Here is a 21,453-nt window from a genome sequence, read left to right as displayed (position 1 = left end):
TGCCGCCGCCGCGCCAGCTTCCGACAGCGTCGGGTCAGGAACCGAACACTTCCACCCGCTGGCCCCCGCAGCCGACGCTTGAGCCGGAAGTTACTGCGGAGTAACGTGCGGGTATGACCATCGACTCGCGCCAGGTCGCCGCCGGCATGCTGGAGGCGGTGCCGTTCGCCCGCACGCTCGGCGTCGAATTCGTCGAGGTGGCCCCCGAGGCCGACGGCGGCGTGCGCGCCGTGGTCCGGCTGCCCGACTCGCCGGCCACCCACAACCACGTCGGCGGCCCGCACGCCGCAGCGATGTTCGCCCTCGGCGAGACCGCCTCCGGCGCGGTGGTGCTCGCCGCGTTCGGGCAGCTCCTCGACCGGGCGGTGCCGCTGGCGGTGCGGGCCGAGATCGCGTACGGGAAGGTGGCGATGGGTGCGGTGCTGGCCACCGCGCGGCTCGGCCGGCCGGCGCCCGAGGTGGTCGCGGAACTGGAGGCCGGCCGGCGGCCCGAGTTCCCGGTCGACGTCGAGATCGCCACCGAGGACGGCACGCCGACCTCGGCGATGACGGTCGTCTGGACGCTGCGCCCCCACCGCTGACCGGTGCCCTGACCCCCGCGCCCGCCGCGCCGCGCGCCGCCGCGCCTCGCGCCGCCTCGCGTGGTGAGAAGGGTGCCCTTCTATACCGTATGCGTTAACAGGGGGCCCTTCCTTCGCAAAGGGGTTTGGGGGGTTCCGGGGGTGGATAGATTCGTACCGTGCTGGGCCTGCCTGCTCACGTGACCGCGTGTCTCTTCGACCTGGACGGTGTGCTGACGCAGACCGCCCGGGTGCACAACGCCGCATGGACCGAGACGTTCGACGCGTTCCTGAAGCGTCGCGCGGCGGCCACCGGAGAGCCGTACCGGCCGTTCGACCCGGGGCCCGACTACAACCGGTACGTCGACGGCAAGCCCCGCGCCGACGGGGTGCGGTCGTTCCTCGCCTCCCGGGGCATCGTCCTGCCGGAGGGCTCGCCCGATGACCCGCCCGACGCGGACACCGTCAACGGCGTCGGCAACCGGAAGAACGCCGTCCTGCTCAAGCGCATCCACACCGACGGGGTCGAGGTCTACCCGGGCTCCGTGACGTACCTGCGGGCGGCGGCCGCCGCCGGCCTGCGCCGCGCCGTCGTCTCGGCCAGCGCCAACTGCCGCGACGTCGTCGCCGCCGCCGGGCTGGAGTCGCTGCTGGAGGCCCGGGTCGACGGGGTGGTCGCCCGCGAGCAGGGGCTGCGCGGCAAGCCGCACCCCGACACGTTCCTGGCCGGCGCGAAGCTGCTCGGCGTCGACCCCGCGCAGGCCGCCGTCTTCGAGGACGCCCTCGCCGGGGTGGCCGCCGGCCGGGCCGGCGGATTCGGGTACGTCGTGGGCGTCGACCGGGTGGGCCAGGCCGACGAGCTGCGCGCGCACGGGGCGGACGTCGTGGTGACCGACCTCGCCGACCTGGTGGACAGGAGGCCCGACGCATGATCCGGGAACGCGCCTATCCGGTGGAGCCCTGGCACATCCGCGAGACCCGGCTCGACATGGACGTCCTGGCCCAGTCCGAGTCGGTCTTCGCGCTCTCCAACGGGCACATCGGCCTGCGCGGCAACCTCGACGAGGGCGAGCCGCACGGCCTGCCCGGGACGTACCTGAACAGCTTCTACGAGCTGCGCCCCCTGCCGTACGCGGAGGCCGGGTTCGGCTTCCCCGAGTCCGGCCAGACCATCGTCAACGTCACCAACGGCAAGCTGATCCGGCTGCTCGTCGACGACGAGCCCCTCGACGTCCGGTACGGCGAACTCCTCGCCCACGAGCGGGTCCTCGACCTGCGCGCCGGCACCCTGCACCGGGAGCTGCACTGGCGCACCCCGGCCGGGCGCGAGGTCAAGGTGCGCAGCACGCGGCTGGTGTCGTTCACCCAGCGCTCCGTCGCCGCCATCAACTACGAGGTGGAGGCGGTCGACGGGCCCCTGCGGCTGATCCTCCAGTCGGAGCTGGTGGCCAACGAGTCCCTGCCGGCGCAAAGCCGCGACCCCCGGGTGGCGGCGGTGCTGGAGTCGCCGTTGCAGGCCGAGGAGGAACTGACCACCAACGACGGCGGGCTGCTCATCCACCGCACCAAGGTCAGCGGGCTGCGGGTGGCCGCCGCCATGGACCACGACGTGCACGCCCCGGAGCACACCACCGTCACCACCGAGGGGTACGAGGACTGGGTCCGCACCACCGTCGGCTGCGTGCTCAAGCCCGGCGAGAAGCTGCGGGTGGTCAAGTACCTGGCGTACGGCTGGTCGAGCCGCCGGTCGCTGCCGGCGCTGCGCGACCAGGTCGGCGCGGCCCTCGCCGCGGCCCGCCTCGACAGCTGGGACGGGCTGCGCCGGGAGCAGCGGGAATACCTCGACGAGTTCTGGGACGCCGCCGACGTCCGGGTCGAGGGCGACCCGGAGGTGCAGCAGGCGGTGCGGTTCGGGCTGTTCCACGTGCTCCAGGCCGGGGCGCGGGCCGAGCGCCGGCCGATCTCCGCGAAGGGCCTCACCGGCCCGGGGTACGACGGGCACGCGTTCTGGGACACCGAGATGTTCGTGCTGCCGGTGCTCACCTACACCCAGCCGGGCGCGGTGCGCGACGCCCTGTACTGGCGGTACTCCACCCTCGCGCAGGCGCAGGAGCGGGCCCGCACGCTGAACCTGGCCGGGGCGGCGTTCCCGTGGCGCACGATCGAGGGGCCGGAGTCGTCGGCGTACTGGCCGGCGGGGACGGCGGCGTTCCACATCGCCGCCGACGTGGCCGACGCGCTGCGCCGGTACGTGCTGGTCACCGGCGACGAGGGGCTGGAGCGGGAGATCGGCCTGGAGCTGCTGATCGAGACGGCCCGGCTGTGGCGTTCCCTCGGCCACCACGACCGGCAGGGCCGGTTCCACATCGACGGCGTGACCGGCCCCGACGAGTACACGGCCGTGAAGAACGACAACGTCTACACCAACCTGATGGCGCAACGGAACCTGCTCACCGCCGCCGAGTGCGCGATGCGGTTCCGGGACCAGGCGATCGACCTCGGGGTCACCGAGGAGGAGGCGGCGGCCTGGCGGGACGCGGCGAACGCGATGTGCGTCCCGTACGACGAGGGCGTCGAGGTGCACGAGCAGGTGGAGGGGTTCACCCGGCTCCAGGAGTGGGACTTCGAGCACACGCCCACCGAGAAGTACCCGCTGCTGCTGCACTACCCGTACTTCGACCTGTATCGCAAGCAGGTCATCAAGCAGGCCGACCTGGTGCTCGCCATGCACTGGCGGGGGGACGCGTTCACCGAGGAGCAGAAGCGGCGCAACTTCCTCTACTGCGAGCGGCGCACCGTGCGGGACTCGTCGCTGTCGGCCTGCACGCAGGCGGTGATCGCCGCCGAGGTCGGCTACCTGGAGCTGGCCCACCGGTACCTGCGCGAGGCCGCGCTGATGGACCTGCACGACCTCAACGAGAACACCCGCGACGGCGTGCACATGGCGTCCCTCGCCGGGGCGTGGATCGCCCTGGTCGCCGGGTTCGGCGGGCTGCGCGACCACGACGGGCTGCTGACGTTCGCGCCCCGGCTGCCGAGCCGGCTCGACCGGCTGGAGTTCTCGTTGCAGTGGCGGGGGCTGCGGCTGCGGGTCGACGTCCGGGCACACCAGACGACGTACGCGCTGCGTCACGGCTGCTCCGGCGACGGGGTGGAGCTGCGGCACCACGGCGAGAAGGTGCGGGTGACCTGCGCCGAGCCGGTCACCGTGCCGGTGCCGCCGCTCACGCCGCCGAGCACCGAGCCGGAGCAGCCGCCCGGCCGGGCACCCCTGCTCCACCTGCCGGAACACCTCGGCTGAGCCCGTCCGCCCGGCGGGCGTTCCCGGTCGGCCGGGGCGCTTCCCCGACCGACCGGGAGGGGTCAGAACTGCCGCCCGTTCGAGGGGCGACCGGCCGCGTCGTGCGGGGCGACGGCCCTCGGGTCGTCGGCGGTGCGGGCCTGCGCCGCCTCGTCCGCCCAGTCCCGGCTGCGCTCGGCGTCCCGTTCCCGCTGTTCGTCCCGCTCGGCGGTCTGCTGCTTGGACCTGTCCTGTCGTCGGGCCATGACGATCCTCGCGATCCGTCGGGGCGCGGCTGCGCCGGTGCTGCGGTCACCCCGGGCCTTCCCGCCCGGCCCGGCGGCAAACCGCAGCGGCGGCCGGCGGCATGGGGGTAGCGCCGGGCGGCTGGCCGGGTCAGGGCCGCCAGGGCTCCAGGTGCCGGGCGAAGCTCAGCCGCAGGTTGCTCTTGGGGCGGGCCCCGACAGTGGAGCCGACCACCTCCCCGTCGCGGAACACCAGCAGGGTCGGCATCGACATCACCTGGTACGCCCGGGTCGTCGCCGGGTTCTCGTCGGTGTTGAGCGTGACGATGCGCAACCGGTCGCCGAACTCCCCGGCCAGCTCGGCGAGGCTCCGGGAGACCGCCACGCACGGCGGGCACCACTCGGCCCAGAAGTCGACGACCACCGGCCGGTCGGCGGCGAGCACCGTCGTGGCGAACGAGGCGTCGGTGACGGCGGTCAGCGGGGTGGTTCCCGTTTCCTGAGGCATGTTTCCTCCCGGTACGCGATGGCCTGGGCGAGTTGGTCGTGCAGCTGTCGCCGCACCGCGCCGAGCCGGTCGAGGTAGGCGTCCACCTCGGCCAGCTTGCGACGCAGCACGGCCACCGAGTCCGGGCAGACGTCCCCGGAGGCGTGCCCGGCCCGGAGGCAGGCCACGAACGGCCGGATGTCGTCCAGGCCGAAGCCCACCGCGAGCAGGGCCCGGATCTCGTGTACGACGCGCAGCTCCGCCTCGTCGTAGACGCGGTAGCCGTTGGCGGAGCGGCGGGGCCGGACCAGCCCCTGCGACTCGTAGTACCGCAGGGTCCGGGTGCTCGTGCCGGCGCGTTCCGCAAGCTCACCGATCAGCATCCGACCTCCTTCACCCGCCACCGACCGCAACGCTAGACCTTGCCGCCGATGTCAAGGCAACGGCGAATCCCGGCCGCCGGGGCGGGTAAGCGACGCCGGACGAGGCGGAAGCCGTGGGGAGGATGTGCGATGGCGGCACGGGGACAGGTGGGCACGACGACCCGGGGTGGCGAGGTCACGATCCCGGCGGGTGACGCCGGGCTGCCGGCCGACGTCCTGGTCCCGGCCGGGGCCACGGGGGTCGTGCTCTTCGCGCACGGCAGCGGCAGCTCCCGGCACAGCCCCCGCAACACGGCGGTGGCGGGGGTGCTGAACGGGCGGGCGCTCGGCACGGTGCTGGTGGACCTGCTCACGCCGGAGGAGGACCGGGTCGACGCCCGTACGGCCGAACTCCGGTTCGACATCGGGCTGCTCGCCGACCGGCTGGCCGCGATCGTCGACTGGATGGCCGTCGAGCCGACGCTGGCCCGGTTGCCGGTGGGCCTGTTCGGCGCGAGCACCGGTGCCGCCGCCGCGCTGGTCGCCGCGGCGGCCCGCCCCGAGCGGGTGCGGGCCGTGGTCTCCCGGGGCGGCCGACCGGACCTGGCCGGCGCCGCCCTGCCCCGGGTGGCCGCCCCGACGCTGCTGCTGGTGGGCGGGCTGGACGAGCAGGTGATCACGCTCAACGAGCAGGCGAAGGCGGAGCTGGGCGACGTCGGCGAGCTGCGGGTGGTGCCCGGCGCGACCCACCTGTTCGAGGAGCCGGGCGCGCTGGAGCAGGTAGCCGACGCGGCGGCCGACTGGTTCGCCACCCACCTGCGCCCGCCCACCTGACCGCGCCCGCGCCCCGGGCCCGCCGGGTCCGAGCGGGGTAGGCGGGTCTCAGGCCGGTGCGGGCGGTCGGGCGGCGGCGGCCTGCCGGTGCCGCTGCACGGTGTCGATCACCCGGTACACGACCGCCGTGATCGGCACCGAGACGAACGCCCCGGCGATGCCGGCGATCAGCGTGCCGGCCGTCACCGCCACCAGGACCACCGCCGGATGCAGCTGGACCTGCCGCTTCATCACCAGCGGCTCCAGCAGGTTGCCCTCGATCTGCTGGACGGCGATCACGGCGGCCAGCGTGAGCAGCGCGACGGTCGGCCCCTTCGCGGCGAGCGCCACCAGCACCGCCACCGCCCCGGCCACGGTGGCCCCGATGATGGGGACGAACCCGCCGAGGAAGGTGATCAGGGCCAGCGGCAGGGCGAGCGGCACCCGGAGCAGCACCAGGGCCAGGCCGATCCCGAGCGCGTCGATCGCCGCGATGATCATCGTCCCCCGGCTGTACGCGCCGAGCGTCCGCCAGCCCACCCGGCCGGCCTCGGCGGCGACGTCCCGGTTGGGGCCGGCCGTGCGGCGCAGCACCCAGTGCCACATGGACCGGCCGTCCTTGAGCAGGAAGAAGAGCAGCACCAGGGAGAGCAGGACGGAACCGGCGACCTCGGCGGCCGTCCGCGCCCCGCCGACCGGGTCGGGGGCGCCGCCCAGCCCGTCCCGGGTCTGCCGGATCAGCTTGTCGAGCTGGTCGTCGGTCACCGGGAGGGTGGAGGTGACGAAGTCCCGCGTCCGCTGGAGACCCTGGTCCAGCTCCTGGCTCAGCTCGCTGAACTGGCTGGCGGTCAGGTTCCACACCAGCACCCCGACGCCGACCAGGATGCCGAGCAGGAACAGCACGGTGAGCAGGGCGGCCAGCGCCGCCGGCAGCCGGAGCCGGCGCAGCAGGAGCAGCACCGGGTCGAGCAGGGCGGTGAGGAAGAGCGTCGCGGCCAGCGCGATCGCCAGCGGGGCCAGCAACACGGCGATCTTCCCGACCAGGTACAGCCCGGCGACAACCACCACCAGGCAGGCGCTCCACAGCACGGCCGAGCGGACCAGCCACGGCAGCCCGGCCCACGCCTGGCGCGGCCACGCGCCGCTGGCGTCGACCGCGACCCGCCGGGCGAGCTGCCCGTCGTCCGTCGTCGGCGGGGTGTCTCGCTCGTCTCCCGTCGCCGACTGGCTGTGTCGCCCGTCGTCCGTCGTACCCCCGGCACCGTCGTCGACCACGTCACCCTCCCACTTCTCGGCGAGTCCCCCGTACCCGAACCTCACCTCCCCGACACCCGCCCCACCTCGTACCAATCTTGACGGTTGTCGTTCGGGCGGAACGCGAACTGTCCAAGGTCGGCGGGCGCGGCCGACCCGGCGGCGGTTTGTGCGGGTGGGGGGAGGGAACGCTTCGGTCAGGACCCCAGCGGAGGGATCCAGCAGAGGGATCCAGCCCGAGGAGGAGAAGCGCGTGAGTGACTTCATGGACAAGGCCAAGGACCTCGCCGACAAGCACGACAAGCAGGTCGACCAGGGCATCGAGAAGGCCGGCGACATGGCCGACCAGCGCAGCGGCGGCAAGTACGACAAGCAGATCGACAAGGGTGTCGACATGGCCCAGCGGCGCACCGGCGAGGGCGACACCTCGCCGCGCTGACCCCGACCCGCCTCCGGTCCCGGGCCGCCACGCCAGGCGCCCCGGGACCGTCGTGTCGGAGCAGCCGTCGCGCCGGGGCGGCCGTCGCGTCGGAGCGGCCCACCGCGCCGGGGCGGGCCAGGGGGAACTCTCGTCAAGGCGACCCGGGCCGGAAATCCGGCCCCGCTCACTGGCCGATCATCGAACTCTCTCGCTACGATCCGTATTCGGGGCATGACTCCAGGTGGGTCGCCCCGGCGGACCGGGCGGCCCGACGGCGGGGCCGCGGACGAGAGGGAGTCATCCGGTGACCGACACATCCGAGGCGACGATCCAGCGCTACCCGTTCGGCGATCCCGACCGGCTCAACCTCGATCCGCGCTACGCCCGGTTGCGCCGGGACGAGCCGCTGATCCGGGTCCGCCTGCCGTACGGCGAACCGGCGTGGCTGGCCACCCGGCACGCCGACGTTCGTACCGTGCTCGGCGACGCCCGGTTCAGCCGGGCCGCCGCCGTGGGGCGCGACGAGCCGCGCAACACCGCGCGGCAGATCCAGGGCGGCATCCTGTCCATGGACCCGCCCGACCACACCCGCCTGCGCCGGCTCGTGGCCCGCGCGTTCACCGCGCGCCGGGTCGAGGAGCTGCGGCCCCGCACCCGGCAGATCGCCGACGAGCTGGTCGACAACCTGCTCGCCGCCGGCCCGCCGGCCGACCTGGTGGAGCACGTGGCCACCCCGCTGCCGATCCGGGTCATCTGCGACCTGCTCGGGGTGCCGGTCGCCGACCAGGATCGGTTCCACACCTGGTCGGAGGCGATCGTCTCGACCACCTCGCTCAGTCCGGAGCGGATCCAGCAGTACATCGACAACCTGTTCGCGTACATGGGTGAGCTGATCGCGCGGCGGCGCGACGAACCCACCGACGACCTGATCGGCGCGATGGTCCGGGCCCGCGACGCCGACGACCGGCTCAGCGAGGAGGAGGTGGTCCAGCTCGCGGCGGGGCTGCTCGCCGCCGGCCACGAGACCACCGTCACGCAGATCCCCAACTTCGCGTACGTCCTGCTGCAGCACCCCGACGAGTGGGCCCGCCTGCGGGCCGACCGGACGCTGGTGCCCCGCGCGGTCGAGGAGCTGATGCGCTTCGTCCCGCTCGGCGCGACCGCCGCCTTCGCCCGCTACGCGAAGGAGGACGTCGAGATCGGCGGCGTGCTCGTGCGCGCGGGTGAGCCGGTGGTCGTGTCGATCCCGTCGGCCAACCGCGACGAGACGGTCTTCGCCGACGCCGACCGGCTCGACCTGGGACGGGAGGTCAACCCGCACCTGGGCTTCGGGCACGGGGTGCACCACTGCGTCGGCGCCCAGCTCGCCCGGATGGAGCTTCAGGTGGTGCTGGACACGCTGCTCGACCGCACCCCGGGGCTGCGCCTGGCGGTGCCCGAGCCGGAGCTGGTCTGGAAGAGCGGCCTGCTGGTACGCGGCCTCACCGCGATGCCGGTGGCCTGGTGAGGGGGAGGATCAGGTGAGCATGGAGGAAGGGCAGTCCGGCCCGGGGTGGCGGCTGCACGTGGACCCGACCCGGTGCATCGGCTCGGGCATCTGCGCCGGCACGGCACCCAGGCACTTCGGCCTGGTGGACGGGTTGTCCCGCCCGCTGGCCGAGCGGGTGTCCCCGGCGCAGGCGGTGCTCGACGCGGCCGACTCCTGCCCGATGGAGGCGATCCTCGTCTCCGAGGCGGACAGCCGCCGGCGGATCGCCCCCGAACCCTGACGGGCGACGCACCCACCATCCACTGAGGACGAATGCATCGCCACCTGCCGGGTCGCCCGGGGGGAGGGCCCGGCAGGCGGCGGCGCGAGTCCTGTCGTCAGAGCTGCTTCTCGCGCAGCTCCTCCATGGAGGTGGGCCGGCCGCTGAGGGCGTCCCGGAGCCGGTCCACCAGGCCGGTGCCGGGGGCGAGCAGCCGGTTCGCCGGCGGGTGGTCCGGCGCGGCCGGGTGCGGCCGGGTCGGTGCCGACCTCTTCGCCGCCTGCACCCTGCCGGCCAGCTCCACCAGTTCCTCCCGGGCCATCGCGGCGCGCAGCCGGGGGAACAGGTCGGACTCCTCCTCCTGCACGTGGTGGCGGATGGCCTTGGTCAGGTGGGCCAGCAGCGGCTCGAACCGGGCCTCCGACGGGTCGACCGACTCCAGCTCCTTCATGGTCCGCTCGGCTTCGGCGTGCTCGGCGATCTCGTGCTCGGCGAGCTGGTCGCCGTCGGGCAGCGCCCGGCGGGCGGCCGGGTAGACGTACTGCTCCTCGGCGACCGAGTGGCGGACCAGTTCGGCGATCACCACGTCGGCGAGCTGCCGGCGGTGCTCCGGGGCGCCCTGCCGGCCCTCCAGCTCCACGAAGATCGCCTCCACCTCGCGGTGGTCGGCGACGAGTACGTCCACGACGTCCTGGTCGGTCACGCCCTGCGGGTGGTCGGTCCTGCTCTGCGGGTCGGTCATGTCGGTGCCCCTTACCGGTTGCGGGTCGGTCGGTGCTGAGGCTGGTACCCCGACGCGACCGTCCGAACCGGTCAGAGACTGCCCAGCACCCGGGTCACGGCGATCTCGATGACGACCCGCTGCGGATTGGGGCGCGGGACGCGGTAGCGCTCGGCGTACCGGCGCTCGGCCTCGGCGACCGACGCCGGGTCGGCGCGCAGCACCGCCCGACCCTCCACAGTCAGCCAGCGCCTCCCGTCGACGTGACAGACCGCCACCGGGGTGCCCGCCGCGCCGGCCGCCGCGACGTGCCGGGCCTTGGCCGACGTGCCCGATGTGATCACCCGGGCCAGGCCGGCGGCCGGGTCGAGGGTCATCCCGACCGGTACGACGTGCGGGGTCCCGTCCGCGCGCAGCGTCGTCAGGGTGGCCAGGTGCCGCTCCCGGCAGAACGCGAGGACCCGTTCGTCGTGGATGCCCAACCGATGGTCGCCCGGCATTGTCCCGCCCCCGTCCGATCCGGCCGCCCCGCGCGGGCCCCTGTGCGGCCTATTCGTGCGGGGCCCGGCCCCGATCATGGCACGGGCTCAGCCGACCGGGCGGCGCGTCCTGCCTTCCTGGGGCCCGGGCTGGCCGGGGAGCTGCCGCTGGGCGGCGCGGTGCTGCCGGACCAGCCGGCCCAGGTAGAGCAGGGCGGCGGCGAGCACCCCGATGTCGTCGAGGTAGATCGGGTCGGGGAGCACGTCGATCGGGAAGATCGTGTAGGCCAGCGCGCCCCAGAAGGCGACCTTGCCGCCGACGCCCAGCGTGCCGAGCAGCTTGCGGGTGCGGACCACCCGTACGGCCAGCACGATGGCGCCGACGAGCGTCGCCGCCACGACGACGCCGGCGACGACCAGCAGCCAGGTGCGCTCCGTCATGCGCCCACGCTAGCCGACCGGGGGCGAAGGAGGGCGGCAGAGTTTGCGCCGTCGGCGCTCAGGGAAGAGGGGGTGCCGACAGTGATCGATGGGTGACCGTACGGTGACGGGGGATTTCGCGATGGACAGACGTGCCTGTGTCGGGTTGGCGGCGACGCTCGCCGCGGTGGCCGGGGCGGCGGTGCCGGCAGGCGCCGGGGCCGCGAGCAGCGGAACGTTCGCGCCCCCGCAGTATCTCGCCAGCGGGTCGACGGCCACCAACGCCGTCGCCGTCGCCGACGTCACGGGGGACGGCCGGCCCGACATCGTCGTCGGCGTCGACGCCGTGGACGGCACGCAGACGAGCTCGGTGCTGCTCTTCGCCCAGCGCGCCGACCACAGCTACGGCGCTCCGACGAGGATCGTCGCGCACGGCGGCTACAACAGCGACGTACGCCTCGCGGTCGCCGACATCGACGGCGACGGACGCATGGACGTGGCGCTGTCGTCGTCCGCCGGGGTCGACCTGCTGTACCAGCGGGACGGGCGGCTCGCCGCACCCGTGCTCGTCGCGGGGAGCGCCGGAGACGTCGCGATCGCGGACATGACCGGGGACGGCCGGCCGGACCTGGTGGTCAGCGCGCGGCCGGGCGAGGTGCGGATCCACGCGCAGACCGCGACGGGTGCCTTCCCGGTCCACTCGACGGTGACCGGGCCGTACCTGGCCGGTGCCCCGGGCGAGCAGGTGTTCGCCGCCGACCTCAACGGGGACGCCCGGCTCGACGTCGCGCAGTTCTACCGGCACGGCACGTGGGTGCGGCTGCGCCGCGCGGACGGCTCCTTCGGACCGGCGACGACGTACCGGACGCCGGAGGACGGCAACGGCTACCGCCGGGTCAGCAACGGCGCGGCGGTCGGTGACGTGACCGGCGACGGCCGGGCCGACCTGGTGACGAGCGTCGACGGCAACAGCCCCGACTCCGCCGTCCAGGTGTTCACCCAGGGCGCCGGTGGGCTCGCCACGACGCCGGTGCGCTATCCGGCCTACGACATCGCCTCCGGTCTCGCCGTCGGTGACCTCACCGGCGACGGTCGCAACGACCTGGCGGTCGTCCACGACAGTTGGCTGGCGGTGAGCGTCCACCTGCAGCAGCCGACCGGGGCGCTCGGCGGGTACACGACGAACCGGGTCGACGGCGTCGGGCCCCAGCGGGACGGGGTGGCCATCGGCGACGTCACCGGGGACGGCAAACCGGACGTCGTCGCCGTCGCCTACGACAAGGTGGCCATCCTGCGGCAGCTCTGAGCCCCGTGCCGGCCGCCCCGACCCGCCCGGCGGCGGCCGGCACGGGACCCGGGGCGCGGCGGCCACCCGCACCGCCGGGCGAGGCCGCTCAGGCCGGGACGGCGGCCCGGCCCCGCGCCACGGCCGGCTTCTGCCGGGCGACCACCGGCATCTCCCGGGTCTGCTCGGCGGCCGGCGACGGCTCGTCGCCCACCCCGGGCAGCAGCGACTCCTGCTCCTGCGGGGCGGGCACGGTCGCGGCGAAGGCCTCGTCCCGCAGGCTGCGCGCGGCGACGGCGGCCTGCTCGGCGGCCCGCCAGGCGGCCTGCTCGCGCTCCTGGGCGGCCTCCTGCCGGGCGCGCAGGTGGTCGCGTACGGCGCGGCGCAGCACCAGCTCCTGGTCGACCGGGTGCAGCCGGGGGTCCCACCCGTTGCGGTGCGCGAACACGTCGCTGAGCTGCTCCTCCGACAACTCCCGACGCCAGTACGCGTCCAGCGCGGCCCGGTGCAGGTAGCGCTCGCGGTCGGCGTACTCGGCGGGGGTGCGCTCGGTGTGCGGGCGGGGCAGGGCCGTGGCGGCGGCCAGCCGGCGGACGTCGGCCTCCGCCGCCTCGTACGCCTGCCACGCGGCCTCGACCTCGTCCTGCGCGGACAGCCACTCGGCCCGCATCCGGCCGGCGGTCGCGGCGGCCCGTTCCGCCGCGGTCGCCACCTCGTCGGCGTACCGGCGCTGGGCGCGTTCCTCGGCGGCCTCCTCCAGGAGGCTGGGCATGGCGGCCTCGCGGATTCGCCCGCCGATCACGGAGCGGAACAGGTCGGGCCGGGCGACCAGGCCGGCCACGGCGACGACGGCGAGGACGAGCAGGGCCAGCCAGATCGCGGCGGCCCGGGGCACGTCGAGCAGGACGGAGGAGAGGGCGGTCTGCATGAGGGGCACCTCGGAGGGGACGAAGTGGACTGACGGTCGGGGCCCGCGGTGCGGGCGGGGGCCGCGCGTCGACCGGTGCCGGACGGGCCCTGCCGGGGTCGTCACCGGGGCGGGTGACGGCGGGCGGGGTCGTCGGCGGCGCGGGGCGCGGCGGGTGGCGGGCTCGCGGCGGGCCGGTGCGGTGCCGGTGCGGCGGTACGACGCCGGGGCGGACCGGATCGGCGGCTGGTGGCGGCCCGGGTCAGTGCCGGGGCGGCCCGCGCCGGACGACGGTGCCGGCGGCCGGGTCGACGGCGGGCCGGTCGGCCGGGACGGCCGCCACGGGCCCGCCCACCGGGGCGGGGACCGGCCGCCGCGCGTCACCGACGACCGGGCGGGCGCGCTGGGCGGCCGAATCGGTGCGCGGCTCGGCCGTCGCGGCGGGGCCCAGCGAGTCGACCCGGCTGGCCACCACGACGGGGTGGGCCGGGCCGGTGGCCGCGGACGCCATGGCGGGAGCGCCGGCCGTGAGGGCGGCGACGCCGCCGAGGCCGACGGCGAGGACCAGGGTGGTCAGCGCGAGGCGACCCAACTCCCCGATGCGGCGCAGCCTCGACCGCCACGAGAGGCGCGACCCGCGCAGCGTCGCCGGCAGGGACGGCCGGGCGAACGCTACGGACTGCACGACACCAACCTATCGCCGTTGCGGCCCGTCCGCAGCCTCCGCGGTCGGCCCGGCTGGTGACCCGGGCCACGACCCGCCGCAGTGGACAGAGGTGCCCCGTCGGGATACGACGGTCGTGCCGCCGCCGGATGCATCGACAGCCATGAGAATGCTGACAGTTTCCCGGCGGCGGCCCCGGGCATCTGTCGGGCAGCGCGGCCCCGCCGTCGCCCGTGGGGTGCCGCACCCCACGGTGGAGCCCAAGACCGGAGGAGACCCCATGGGAGTACGTCGACAGGTGGCGCACGCCGTCGCCGCCACCGCCCTGCTCGTGGCCGCGACGGTGGCGGCCACCGGCGCGCCCGCCAGCGCCGCGCCGTCGGTGGACGCGGCGGCGGTGACCCCGGTGGCGGCGGTCGACCTCCAGCGCTACGCCGGAGACTGGTACCAGGTCGCCGCGATCCCGGCGATCTTCGAGATCCAGTGCTTCAAGAACGTGCAGGCCCGGTACGACGTCCAGCCCGACGGCACCGTCGGGGTGCGCAACACCTGCCGGACGATCCTCGGCACCACCAGCGCGGTCACCGGCCGGGCCCGCAGCGAGAACCCGCCGGCCAACTCGGTGCTGACCGTCTCGTTCCTGGAGGTCGGCGGGCGCTGGCTCTACTTCGGTGGGCCGAACTACGTGGTCATGGGCCTCGACGCGGACTACCGCTGGGCCGTCGTCGGCGACCCGGACCGCCGCACCGGCTTCGTGCTGTCGCGCGGGCCGGCGCTGGGCGGCGCCGAACTGGCCGAGGCGAAGGCGGTGCTGACCGCCAACGGCTACGACCTCTGCGACTTCCGCACCACCCGGCAGGACGGCGGGGCCGACGCCGGCAGCTTCTGCTGACCGCCCGGCCGGCCCGTCGACGCCCGGCCCGCCGGCCGGGGCGCGACGGGCCGGCCGCCCGGCCCGCGCCGGCCCTCGTCGGCCGGACCGGCCGGCGTCACTCGGTCCGCAGGCCCGTCGGCCGGGTCAGCCGCCACAGGGCGGGCAGGCTCGCGCCGGTGACCAGCAGCACCACGCCGCTGCCGAGGGCGACCCCGAGGCCGACCACCGGCCAGCTCACCGAGACCGGCGCGCCGACCATGCGCAGCAGCACCGCCCCGAGGCCCAGGCCGAAGGCGACGGCGAGGCCGAGCCCGACGAGCACCGGCACGGCCGCCTGCCACAGCACCGACAGGCCCAGCGTGCGGCGCGGGGTGCCGACGGCGGCCAGCATGGCCAGCAGGCGGCGGCGCTCCCGCAACTGCTCAAGCATGCCGACGAGCATGCTCGCGCCGAGCAGCAGCAGGGTCACCGCGACGCCGACGACGAGGCCCCGCTTGACGTTGACGAACTGCGTGGCCTGGCGTTCCTCGTCCAGCGCCATGACCCGGGCGCGCACGTCCACCTCGGCGGCGGCGTTGCGGACCCGCTCCAGCGCGTCGGGGTCGTCCGGGTCGAGGCTGAGCAGCGCCTGTGCTCGCAGCCCGGTCCAGGCGGCGTCGGCCGCGCCGGGGGTGACCAGCAGGCCCGCGCCGGTCCAGCCGGCGGGGTCCGGTATCGCCGGCACGGTGCGCAGCCGCCGTGGCAGGGTCCAGGCCGTCTCGTTCGGGCTCACGGTCACCCGGTCGCCGGGGCCGAAGCCGGTGAGCTGCTGCTCGCCGGCCGGCGGTTGGGCGAGGAAGACGTCCCCGTCGGCGCAGGGGCCGAGCCGCGCGTACTCGGCCAGGGTGGCGCAGTCGCCGATGCGTACGTCGGCGGTGCGGTTGGCCGCGCCCCTGCCGAGCGCGAAGGTGCCCGACGTGCCCGCGCTGCGGGTGACGCCCGGCGCGGTGGCCAGCCGGGCCAGCGCCGCGCCGGGGTCGGGCAGCTCGTCGAAGCTGACGATCACCTGGGCCCGGGAGGTGTCCTGGCCAGTGCGGGTGGTGAACCGCGCCTCCACCCCGGCGACGAGCATCTGCAGGCCGATGCTGCCCGCCACCGCCACCGCCACGCCGCTGACCAGGCGCGCGGAGGTGGCGCTGTCCAGTTGCAGCCGGCGCACCGCGAGCTGCCACGGGACCGGGCCGCCGCGCAGCCGGCGTACGGCGAGGTCGACCAGCCAGGGCAGCAGGGTGACCGTGCCGACCAGCAGCAGCACCGCCCCCGCCGCCACCTGGTAGTCGGCGGTGTCGGCGCGGCCCTCGCCGACGCCGGTCAGCGGGTAGAGCAGGGCCAGCCCGGCGGCCGGCAGCAGCAGCCGCCACCACAGGCGGCGACGCACGGCCGGGCCCTGGCGGCTCACCCCGAGGGGCTCGACGACGACCCGGCGCAGCGCGACGAGCGCCACCAGCACGGCGAGCACCGGCACCGCGACCGCGACCGCCGCCACCAGGGTCGGGGTGGGGCGCAGGTCCGCCGCGTACACGCTGATGTCGCGCAGGGTGACCAGCGGGGCGAGCTGGCGGCCGGCGGCGAACAGGACGCCGCCGACGGCGAGGCCGAGCACCGCGCCGGCCGCCGCCTCGCCGGCGGCGATCCGGCGGATCATCGCGGTGTCCGCGCCGAGCAGGCGCAGGGCGGCGAGCCGGCGGTCCCGGCGGTCCCCGCCGAAGCGGACCGCCGCGCCGACGAAGACGACGATCGGCAGCAGCAGCACCACGACGACGACCACGACGAGGACCATCAGCACGGGCGAGAACTCCTCGCCGGGCTCCCCGCCGCCGAAGTGGTCGCGCCGCACGGCCCACTCGTCGGTCAGGTCCGCGCTGCCGAGATAGAAGGCCAGCTCACCGGGGCCAGCGAGGCCCTGCGCGCCGATCGTGCCGGCGACCCGCGCGCCGCGGAGCCGGGGCGCGAACAGCGGGCCGTCGGGCGAGTCGAGCAGGTCCCGCAGCGCCGGGGAGACGACCACCTCACCGGCCGTGGGCAGCCTGGTCAGCCCCGGCGGCACCGGCGCGGCGGGGCCCTCGGCGCGCAGGATCCGGCCGCGCACCGGGCGGTCCCGGAAGGCGGTGTCGGCAAGGGCGACGAGCACGGTATTGGCGGCTGCGACCTTCTCGGGTCGCCACCCGGTGTCGTTGCGGGCCTCGTTGCGGACGGCCCGGGCGTCGAGCGCGCCCGGCACGGCGGCGGCGAGCAGCAGCATGGCCACCCCGATGCCGACGCCGAGCGCGGTCAGCGCCGCCCGCGTCCACCCGTCCCGGCCGCCGGTGACGACCATCCGCGCGCCCAGCCACAGGTCGGCCAGCGCCCGGCCCCGCTTACGCGGCCCGGTCACGCGGCCGGCTCCAGGTTGCGGGTGCGGCCGTCGCGCACCACGACCTCCCGATCCGAGTACGCGGCCACCCGCGCCTCGTGGGTCACCAGCACCACGGCGGCACCGGTGTCCCGGGCCGCCCCGGTCAGCAGCCGCATGACCCGCTCGCCGTGCAGCGAGTCCAGCGCGCCGGTCGGCTCGTCGGCGAAGACGACCCGGGGGGCGGTGACCAGCGCCCGGGCCACGGCGACCCGCTGGCCCTGCCCGCCGGAGACCTCGCCGGGGCGCTTGCCGGCCACGTCGCCGACCTCCAGCCGACCGAGCCACTCGGCGGCGCGCCGCTCCGCCTCCCGCCGCCCGACCCGTTCCAGCCGCAGCGGCAGGGCCACGTTCTCCAGGCAGGTCAGCTCGGGCACGAGCTGCCCGAACTGGAACACGAAGCCGAACTGCCCCCGCCGCAGGGCGCTGCGCTCCCGGTCCGACATGGTGGTCAGGTCCGCGCCCCGGTAGGTCACCCGCCCCGAGTCGGGGCGGACGATGCCGGCGAGGCAGTGCAGCAGGGTCGACTTGCCGGAGCCGGACGGGCCCAGCACCGCCAGCACCTCGCCGGCCCGGACGGTCAGCGACGCCCCGGCGAGCGCCGGGGTGGGGCCGAAGGCCCGGTGCAGCTCCTCGGCGACGAGCAGCTCCTCCGCCGGGGTCCCCCGGTCGTGGCCGTCCGCCGGCGTTGCGCCGTCGGCGCGTGCGCCCGTCATCGCCGCACCGCCGTCGGCGTGGATGCCCGTCATCGCCGCACCGCCTCGGCCAGCTCGTCCAGCCGGGCCGCCGTCAGCTCCAGCCAGCGCAGGTCGGCCTCCAGGTGGAACAGGGCGTGGTCGCAGATGAGCCGCTCGGCCAGGTCGCCGGAGTCCCGACGCCGGGTCAGCTCGCGCATCAGCCGCAGATGCTCGGCACGCTGCGTGTCGAGCAGGTCGGCGGCGGAGCGGCCGGTGAGCAGCGCCAGCACCACCTTGGTGTAGAGGACGCTGTGCAGGTACGGCTCGGGCTTCTCCGGCTGGGACAGCCAGCGCCGCACGTCGGTCACCCCGGCCTCGGTGATCGCGTACCGCTTGCGGTCGGGGCCCTCGCCGGCCTCGACCGAGTCCACCTCGACGAGGCCGTTGCGCAGCAGCCGGGACAGGGTGGCGTAGACCTGGCCGAAGTGCAGCGGGCGGGCCTGGCCGAAGCGCTCGTCGTAGGCGCGTTTCAGGTCGTAGCCGTGGCGGGGGGTGGACTCCAGGAGCCCGAGGAAGGTCTGACCGATCGACATGGCCGCGACTATACACACCATGTATACGCATGGTGGATAGGCAGGTCGGAAGAGGGGCCCTCCCCGTCGGGGAGGGCCCCGCAGCGTACGCGTGGCGGAAGCGTCAGCCGGCGTCGAGCACCGGAGGGACTCCCGGGTCGCCGTCCCGCCAGACCATGTCGTCCTCCGTCAGCCAGGTCAGCCGCTCGTCGGACTCGTCGTCGTCGGCCCGCCCGCGCCCGCCGAGCACGCCCGCCCGGCCGCCGCCGGTGCCGTTCGCACCCACCCGGCCCACGCCCGTGGCCGCCCGGTGCTCGGCCCCCGCCAGGCCACCCGCCGGCCGGGCCGCCACCGTCGCGCCCGTGCGGGCCGATCCGGCCAGGGAGCCGGTGCCGCCGCCGAGCACGCCGACCGGCGCCCCGGCGGGCGCGCCGAAGAGCAGCCCCGCCCCGGCCCCGGCCGACGCGGCGGCCGTCACGCCGCCCGCCGTGCCCACCGGGCCAGCCGGCACGCCGCCGCCGAGCGGCGCAGCGCCGGCCAGGGACGTGCCGGTGTCGAGGTCGGTGCCGCCGGTCCCGTCCGTGCCGCCCGGCGACGTCGACCCGTCGTCGTTCCCGCCCGTCGTCCCGGTGTTCGGCCCGTCCGTCAGGTTGCCCGGGGCGTCCACCGTCGCGTGACCCGTCGTCGGGGTGCCGAAGCCGCCGCCCGGCGCGCTCCTCGGGGCGTGGGCCCCGGGACCGGCCGTCGGCGTCGACGTGCTGGTGCTCGGGTCGTACGGCAGGTCGCCGTCCGGCGGCGGCGGGTCGACCAGCCGGCCGTACGCCGACAGGTCGTAGCCGGCCGCCAGCTCGGCGACCACCTGGACCATCCGCCGGTGCGCCTTCTCCTGCTCGGCCTTGTCCTGCTCGTGCCCCAGGAAGCCGCCGACGATCGCGCCCGGCAGGCCACCGGTGAGGCCGCCCGTGATCGCCCCGGAGACCGTCTTGTCGTGGTCGTCGGTCTCGGCCGGGCTCTCCGCCTGCTTCTGCGCGGCGCGCAGGTCGGTGGCCATCAGCGTCAGCCCCTGCCGCACGTCGGCCATCCCCTCGGAGAGGGTCGTCGAGTAGTCGACGATCAGCGACACCCGCCGCTGGAACTCCCGGCCGGCGTCGCCCGTCCAGCCGTTGGCCAGCTTCTCCAGGTCGGCGCGCAGGTCGCGGGCGAGGTCGTCGAGGGTGCCCTTCATGGAGCTCCAGCTGCTGGCGAGACCGTCGATCTGCTCGGGGTCGCCGGCCCGCACGGCGTCGTAGAGCCGCTGGTGGCTGACGTTCTCGTAGCGCGCCGTGTATTCAGACACGAGGGTCGTCCCTCCCGTTCAGCGCGTCGTCGACCCCGGTCAGCGCGGCGGCGATGTCGGCGGCGTTGGCCGCGTTGCGCGCCTCCGTGGTCCGGTAGTTGGTCAGGATCGTGCCGGTCGCGCTCTGCGCCGCCTTCACCGCGTCGCGCAGCCGCTCGACCCGCTGCGCGTAGCTCGTCTGCAGGGCCGAGTAGCGGCGGGCGTTGCTGGTCGCGTCGGCGAACGTGCCCAGATCCGGCGGCCGGCACTGCAACTCGGTGGTGAGCTTCCTGAGCACGGCCTCGGCCTCGGTGAGCCGCGCGGCCAACCGTCGCTGGAAGTCCTCCAGGGACAGTACGTCGACTGTCGTGCGCCCGGTCATGGCATTCCCCGTACGTCGTCGATAACCGTTGGCGAGGATCAGGTTAGTGGACGGCGACCAGACCGGGCGACCCGTGACGACGCCCCACGGCAGCGGCTGCGTGCCCGTGCGGCAGCGCCGACGTGCCCGGCGGCAGCGGCTACGTGCCCGGGGCGAAGTAGGCGAGCGCGTCCTGGCGTTCCAGGGCGGGACCCGTCGGGATGAGGGCCAGCAGTGACGCGGGCACCGCCAGCGGCTGCACCCCGCCGTAGCCGAGGGCGGTCAGCGCGTCGCCGGACCGGGTGCCCAGCGGGTGGCGTACCCCCTGGGCGGTGACCAGGTAGACCGTCGAGCCCGGCGCGCCCGCGCCGCCCTCCCCGGCGCCCGGCGCGGCCTGGACCAGCACGCCCCTGCCGCCCGGCAGCAGCACCTGCTCGGCGGTGCGGACCGCGTCGCGGGCCCCCTGCCGGACCGGGGTCGCGGCCGGGCCGGTCAGCTCGGTCGGCACCCGGTCGAAGACCTCCAGGGTGGTGGTGGGCGGCGCGTCGGCCGCCGACCTGCGGTAGGTGGCGCAGAGCACCGTCCGGCCCGCCTGCACCGGGTGCAGCGTCGGCAGGGTGCGCGGCGTGCCCTCCGGCTCCACCCGCTGCCGGGTCAGCAGCCGGCCAGCCTCGTCCGGGGTGATGTCGGTGATCCGGCCGCCGTCGCGCAACAGCAGCAGGGCGCTGACCTCGCCGATCGACGCCAGCCCCTCCCGGGTCAGCACGTAGTGCTGGCCTGCGGCCCGGAACACGTCGCCGACCCGGGCCGGCCCGTCGCCCACGGCCTGCCGGCCGGTCTCGCCGTCGCCGGGCAGCTGCGGCTCGCGGAGCACCGGCCCCGCCGGCACGGCGTTGAGCAGCTGCTCGCCGACCGTGAGCGTGGTGGCCCCGGCCATCCGCAGCGCGGCGGTCGCCGGGTCCCCGCCGGCGATCCGCAGCCGGGCGTCGCCGGTGAGCAGGTAGCGCCGGCCGTCCACGGTGGCCAGCACCGCGCGGTCGCCCAGCGGCGTGCCGCCGGCGAGCGGCCGGTCGATCACCACGTGCGTGGTCGACCGGTCGGGAGCGGCCGGGTCCGGCACGTCGCAGACCGACCAGGGCAGCCCGACCAGCGCCTTCCGGTCGGGCAGCGCGTCCGGCGCGCCGACGATCCCGATGGTGCGCCCGCGCGGCCGGTCCGCGATGGACGCCCGCGACATGGTCCGCACCGTCGGGTCCGCCTCGTCGAGGACGAGCCGGGCCGAGGCGTAGTTCAGGGTCGGGTGCAGCAGACCGTCCACGTAGACGTACGTCGCGCCGGTCTCCCGCTCGATCACCAGCGTGTTTGCCTCCAGCGGCGCGGCGTTGCCGGTGAGCTGGCCGTATGCGCCGACGCCGCCGAGCACCACCGCCGCGGCGACCACGCTGCCGACCACGGCCAGCCCGAGCCGCCGCATCGGCAGGTTCGTCGTCTCGGGGTCGCCGGAGAGCAGCGCGGAGACGATCCGGCGGGTGACGAAGCGGTACGCCTGCACCTGGTCGCGGCGGGTCCGCATGAGC

At 75.7% G+C, this 21,453-nt stretch carries 24 protein-coding genes; 9 read left to right on the top strand and 15 right to left on the bottom strand.

The annotated features are described in order from the left end of the window. Positions 1-113 precede the first annotated feature (113 nt). The 3 genes from ACVMYR_RS01370 to ACVMYR_RS01360 all read left to right on the top strand — a co-directional run bounded on the left by ACVMYR_RS01370 (position 114) and on the right by ACVMYR_RS01360 (position 3,861). Complete coding sequence (locus tag ACVMYR_RS01370) at positions 114-581, top strand: DUF4442 domain-containing protein (RefSeq protein WP_431891811.1); 468 nt, start codon at positions 114-116, stop codon at positions 579-581. A gap of 158 nt (positions 582-739) precedes the next feature. After that, positions 740-1,492: a beta-phosphoglucomutase family hydrolase gene (locus tag ACVMYR_RS01365; RefSeq protein WP_457120916.1), complete on the top strand. Its 753-nt coding sequence runs from the start codon at positions 740-742 to the stop codon at positions 1,490-1,492. After that, the gene (locus ACVMYR_RS01360; protein WP_077935815.1) at positions 1,489-3,861 is read left to right on the top strand and encodes a glycoside hydrolase family 65 protein; all 2,373 of its coding nucleotides are present in this window, start codon (positions 1,489-1,491) and stop codon (positions 3,859-3,861) included. Before ACVMYR_RS01365 ends, ACVMYR_RS01360 begins: the two co-directional genes overlap by 4 nt. A gap of 62 nt (positions 3,862-3,923) precedes the next feature. Here the strand turns inward: ACVMYR_RS01360 and ACVMYR_RS01355 are convergent, their stop codons facing one another. The 3 genes from ACVMYR_RS01355 to ACVMYR_RS01345 form a co-directional block, all read right to left on the bottom strand. Next, positions 3,924-4,106 (bottom strand): hypothetical protein, encoded by a 183-nt coding sequence (locus ACVMYR_RS01355; RefSeq protein WP_043961585.1) that lies wholly within the window; start codon positions 4,104-4,106, stop codon positions 3,924-3,926. Positions 4,107-4,236: 130 nt separating this feature from the next. Beyond that, the gene (gene trxA, locus ACVMYR_RS01350) at positions 4,237-4,593 is read right to left on the bottom strand and encodes a thioredoxin (protein ID WP_457120915.1); all 357 of its coding nucleotides are present in this window, start codon (positions 4,591-4,593) and stop codon (positions 4,237-4,239) included. Next, a complete protein-coding gene (locus ACVMYR_RS01345) occupies positions 4,563-4,955 on the bottom strand; it encodes a MerR family transcriptional regulator (RefSeq protein ID WP_043961587.1) in 393 nt (130 codons plus the stop codon). The genes trxA and ACVMYR_RS01345 overlap by 31 nt, the downstream gene beginning before the upstream one ends. A 129-nt stretch (positions 4,956-5,084) precedes the next feature. Between ACVMYR_RS01345 and ACVMYR_RS01340 the strand changes: the two genes are divergently transcribed. After that, complete coding sequence (locus ACVMYR_RS01340; protein ID WP_363629514.1) at positions 5,085-5,768, top strand: dienelactone hydrolase family protein; 684 nt, start codon at positions 5,085-5,087, stop codon at positions 5,766-5,768. 48 nt (positions 5,769-5,816) lie between these two features. On the opposite strand, the gene ACVMYR_RS01335 is transcribed toward ACVMYR_RS01340, so the two are convergent. Further along, positions 5,817-7,067 carry an AI-2E family transporter gene (locus ACVMYR_RS01335; RefSeq protein ID WP_457120914.1) on the bottom strand — a complete coding sequence of 417 codons (1,251 nt, stop codon included), beginning with the start codon at positions 7,065-7,067 and terminating at the stop codon, positions 5,817-5,819. A 187-nt stretch (positions 7,068-7,254) separates the two neighbouring features. Here ACVMYR_RS01335 and ACVMYR_RS01330 point away from each other — a divergent pair, with 187 nt between their 5' ends. The 3 genes from ACVMYR_RS01330 (at position 7,255) to ACVMYR_RS01320 (ending at position 9,191) form a co-directional block, all read left to right on the top strand. Beyond that, entirely contained in the window at positions 7,255-7,440 is a 186-nt protein-coding gene (locus ACVMYR_RS01330) for an antitoxin (protein WP_077935818.1), read from the top strand. A 286-nt stretch (positions 7,441-7,726) separates the two neighbouring features. After that, the gene (locus ACVMYR_RS01325) at positions 7,727-8,929 is read left to right on the top strand and encodes a cytochrome P450 (RefSeq protein WP_396788867.1); all 1,203 of its coding nucleotides are present in this window, start codon (positions 7,727-7,729) and stop codon (positions 8,927-8,929) included. Between the two features lie 19 nt (positions 8,930-8,948). Continuing rightward, positions 8,949-9,191, top strand: a complete 243-nt coding sequence (locus ACVMYR_RS01320; protein WP_077935820.1) for a ferredoxin — start codon at positions 8,949-8,951, stop codon at positions 9,189-9,191. A gap of 97 nt (positions 9,192-9,288) precedes the next feature. On the opposite strand, the gene ACVMYR_RS01315 is transcribed toward ACVMYR_RS01320, so the two are convergent. The 3 genes from ACVMYR_RS01315 to ACVMYR_RS01305 form a co-directional block, all read right to left on the bottom strand. Further along, positions 9,289-9,912, bottom strand: a complete 624-nt coding sequence (locus ACVMYR_RS01315; RefSeq protein WP_457120913.1) for a hemerythrin domain-containing protein — start codon at positions 9,910-9,912, stop codon at positions 9,289-9,291. A 71-nt stretch (positions 9,913-9,983) separates the two neighbouring features. Further along, positions 9,984-10,391 carry a pyridoxamine 5'-phosphate oxidase family protein gene (locus tag ACVMYR_RS01310; RefSeq protein ID WP_043961593.1) on the bottom strand — a complete coding sequence of 136 codons (408 nt, stop codon included), beginning with the start codon at positions 10,389-10,391 and terminating at the stop codon, positions 9,984-9,986. Between the two features lie 87 nt (positions 10,392-10,478). Next, on the bottom strand, positions 10,479-10,811 hold the full coding sequence (locus ACVMYR_RS01305) for a YkvA family protein (RefSeq protein ID WP_457120912.1): 333 nt from the start codon (positions 10,809-10,811) through the stop codon (positions 10,479-10,481). Positions 10,812-10,932: 121 nt separating this feature from the next. Here ACVMYR_RS01305 and ACVMYR_RS01300 point away from each other — a divergent pair, with 121 nt between their 5' ends. Then, positions 10,933-12,096: an FG-GAP repeat domain-containing protein gene (locus tag ACVMYR_RS01300; protein WP_457120911.1), complete on the top strand. Its 1,164-nt coding sequence runs from the start codon at positions 10,933-10,935 to the stop codon at positions 12,094-12,096. An 88-nt stretch (positions 12,097-12,184) separates the two neighbouring features. Here ACVMYR_RS01300 and ACVMYR_RS01295 read toward each other — a convergent pair whose 3' ends face one another. Then, positions 12,185-13,003, bottom strand: a complete 819-nt coding sequence (locus ACVMYR_RS01295; RefSeq protein ID WP_353899737.1) for a hypothetical protein — start codon at positions 13,001-13,003, stop codon at positions 12,185-12,187. A gap of 241 nt (positions 13,004-13,244) precedes the next feature. After that, positions 13,245-13,667 (bottom strand): hypothetical protein, encoded by a 423-nt coding sequence (locus tag ACVMYR_RS01290; protein WP_457120910.1) that lies wholly within the window; start codon positions 13,665-13,667, stop codon positions 13,245-13,247. Positions 13,668-13,926: 259 nt separating this feature from the next. Between ACVMYR_RS01290 and ACVMYR_RS01285 the strand changes: the two genes are divergently transcribed. Then, a complete protein-coding gene (locus tag ACVMYR_RS01285) occupies positions 13,927-14,538 on the top strand; it encodes a lipocalin family protein (RefSeq protein ID WP_457120909.1) in 612 nt (203 codons plus the stop codon). Positions 14,539-14,635: 97 nt separating this feature from the next. Here ACVMYR_RS01285 and ACVMYR_RS01280 read toward each other — a convergent pair whose 3' ends face one another. From ACVMYR_RS01280 to eccB, 6 genes are all read right to left on the bottom strand, one after another. Next, positions 14,636-16,933, bottom strand: a complete 2,298-nt coding sequence (locus ACVMYR_RS01280; RefSeq protein WP_457120908.1) for an FtsX-like permease family protein — start codon at positions 16,931-16,933, stop codon at positions 14,636-14,638. Continuing rightward, complete coding sequence (locus tag ACVMYR_RS01275; RefSeq protein ID WP_457120907.1) at positions 16,930-17,700, bottom strand: ABC transporter ATP-binding protein; 771 nt, start codon at positions 17,698-17,700, stop codon at positions 16,930-16,932. Before ACVMYR_RS01275 ends, ACVMYR_RS01280 begins: the two co-directional genes overlap by 4 nt. Beyond that, positions 17,697-18,221, bottom strand: coding sequence for a PadR family transcriptional regulator (locus ACVMYR_RS01270; protein WP_091283060.1), 525 nt, complete (start codon positions 18,219-18,221; stop codon positions 17,697-17,699). Before ACVMYR_RS01270 ends, ACVMYR_RS01275 begins: the two co-directional genes overlap by 4 nt. Before the next feature lie 103 nt (positions 18,222-18,324). Then, positions 18,325-19,536: a WXG100 family type VII secretion target gene (locus tag ACVMYR_RS01265; RefSeq protein ID WP_457120906.1), complete on the bottom strand. Its 1,212-nt coding sequence runs from the start codon at positions 19,534-19,536 to the stop codon at positions 18,325-18,327. Next, the gene (locus ACVMYR_RS01260; protein WP_077935833.1) at positions 19,529-19,897 is read right to left on the bottom strand and encodes a hypothetical protein; all 369 of its coding nucleotides are present in this window, start codon (positions 19,895-19,897) and stop codon (positions 19,529-19,531) included. Before ACVMYR_RS01260 ends, ACVMYR_RS01265 begins: the two co-directional genes overlap by 8 nt. A 139-nt stretch (positions 19,898-20,036) precedes the next feature. Next, positions 20,037-21,449 (bottom strand): type VII secretion protein EccB, encoded by a 1,413-nt coding sequence (gene eccB, locus ACVMYR_RS01255; protein WP_077935834.1) that lies wholly within the window; start codon positions 21,447-21,449, stop codon positions 20,037-20,039. Positions 21,450-21,453: the final 4 nt, after the last annotated feature.

The organism is Micromonospora sp. PTRAS2 (assembly GCF_054052245.1).
The sequence above is the reverse complement of the archived record's forward strand: the minus strand, read 5'-3'. Positions and strand labels throughout refer to the sequence as shown.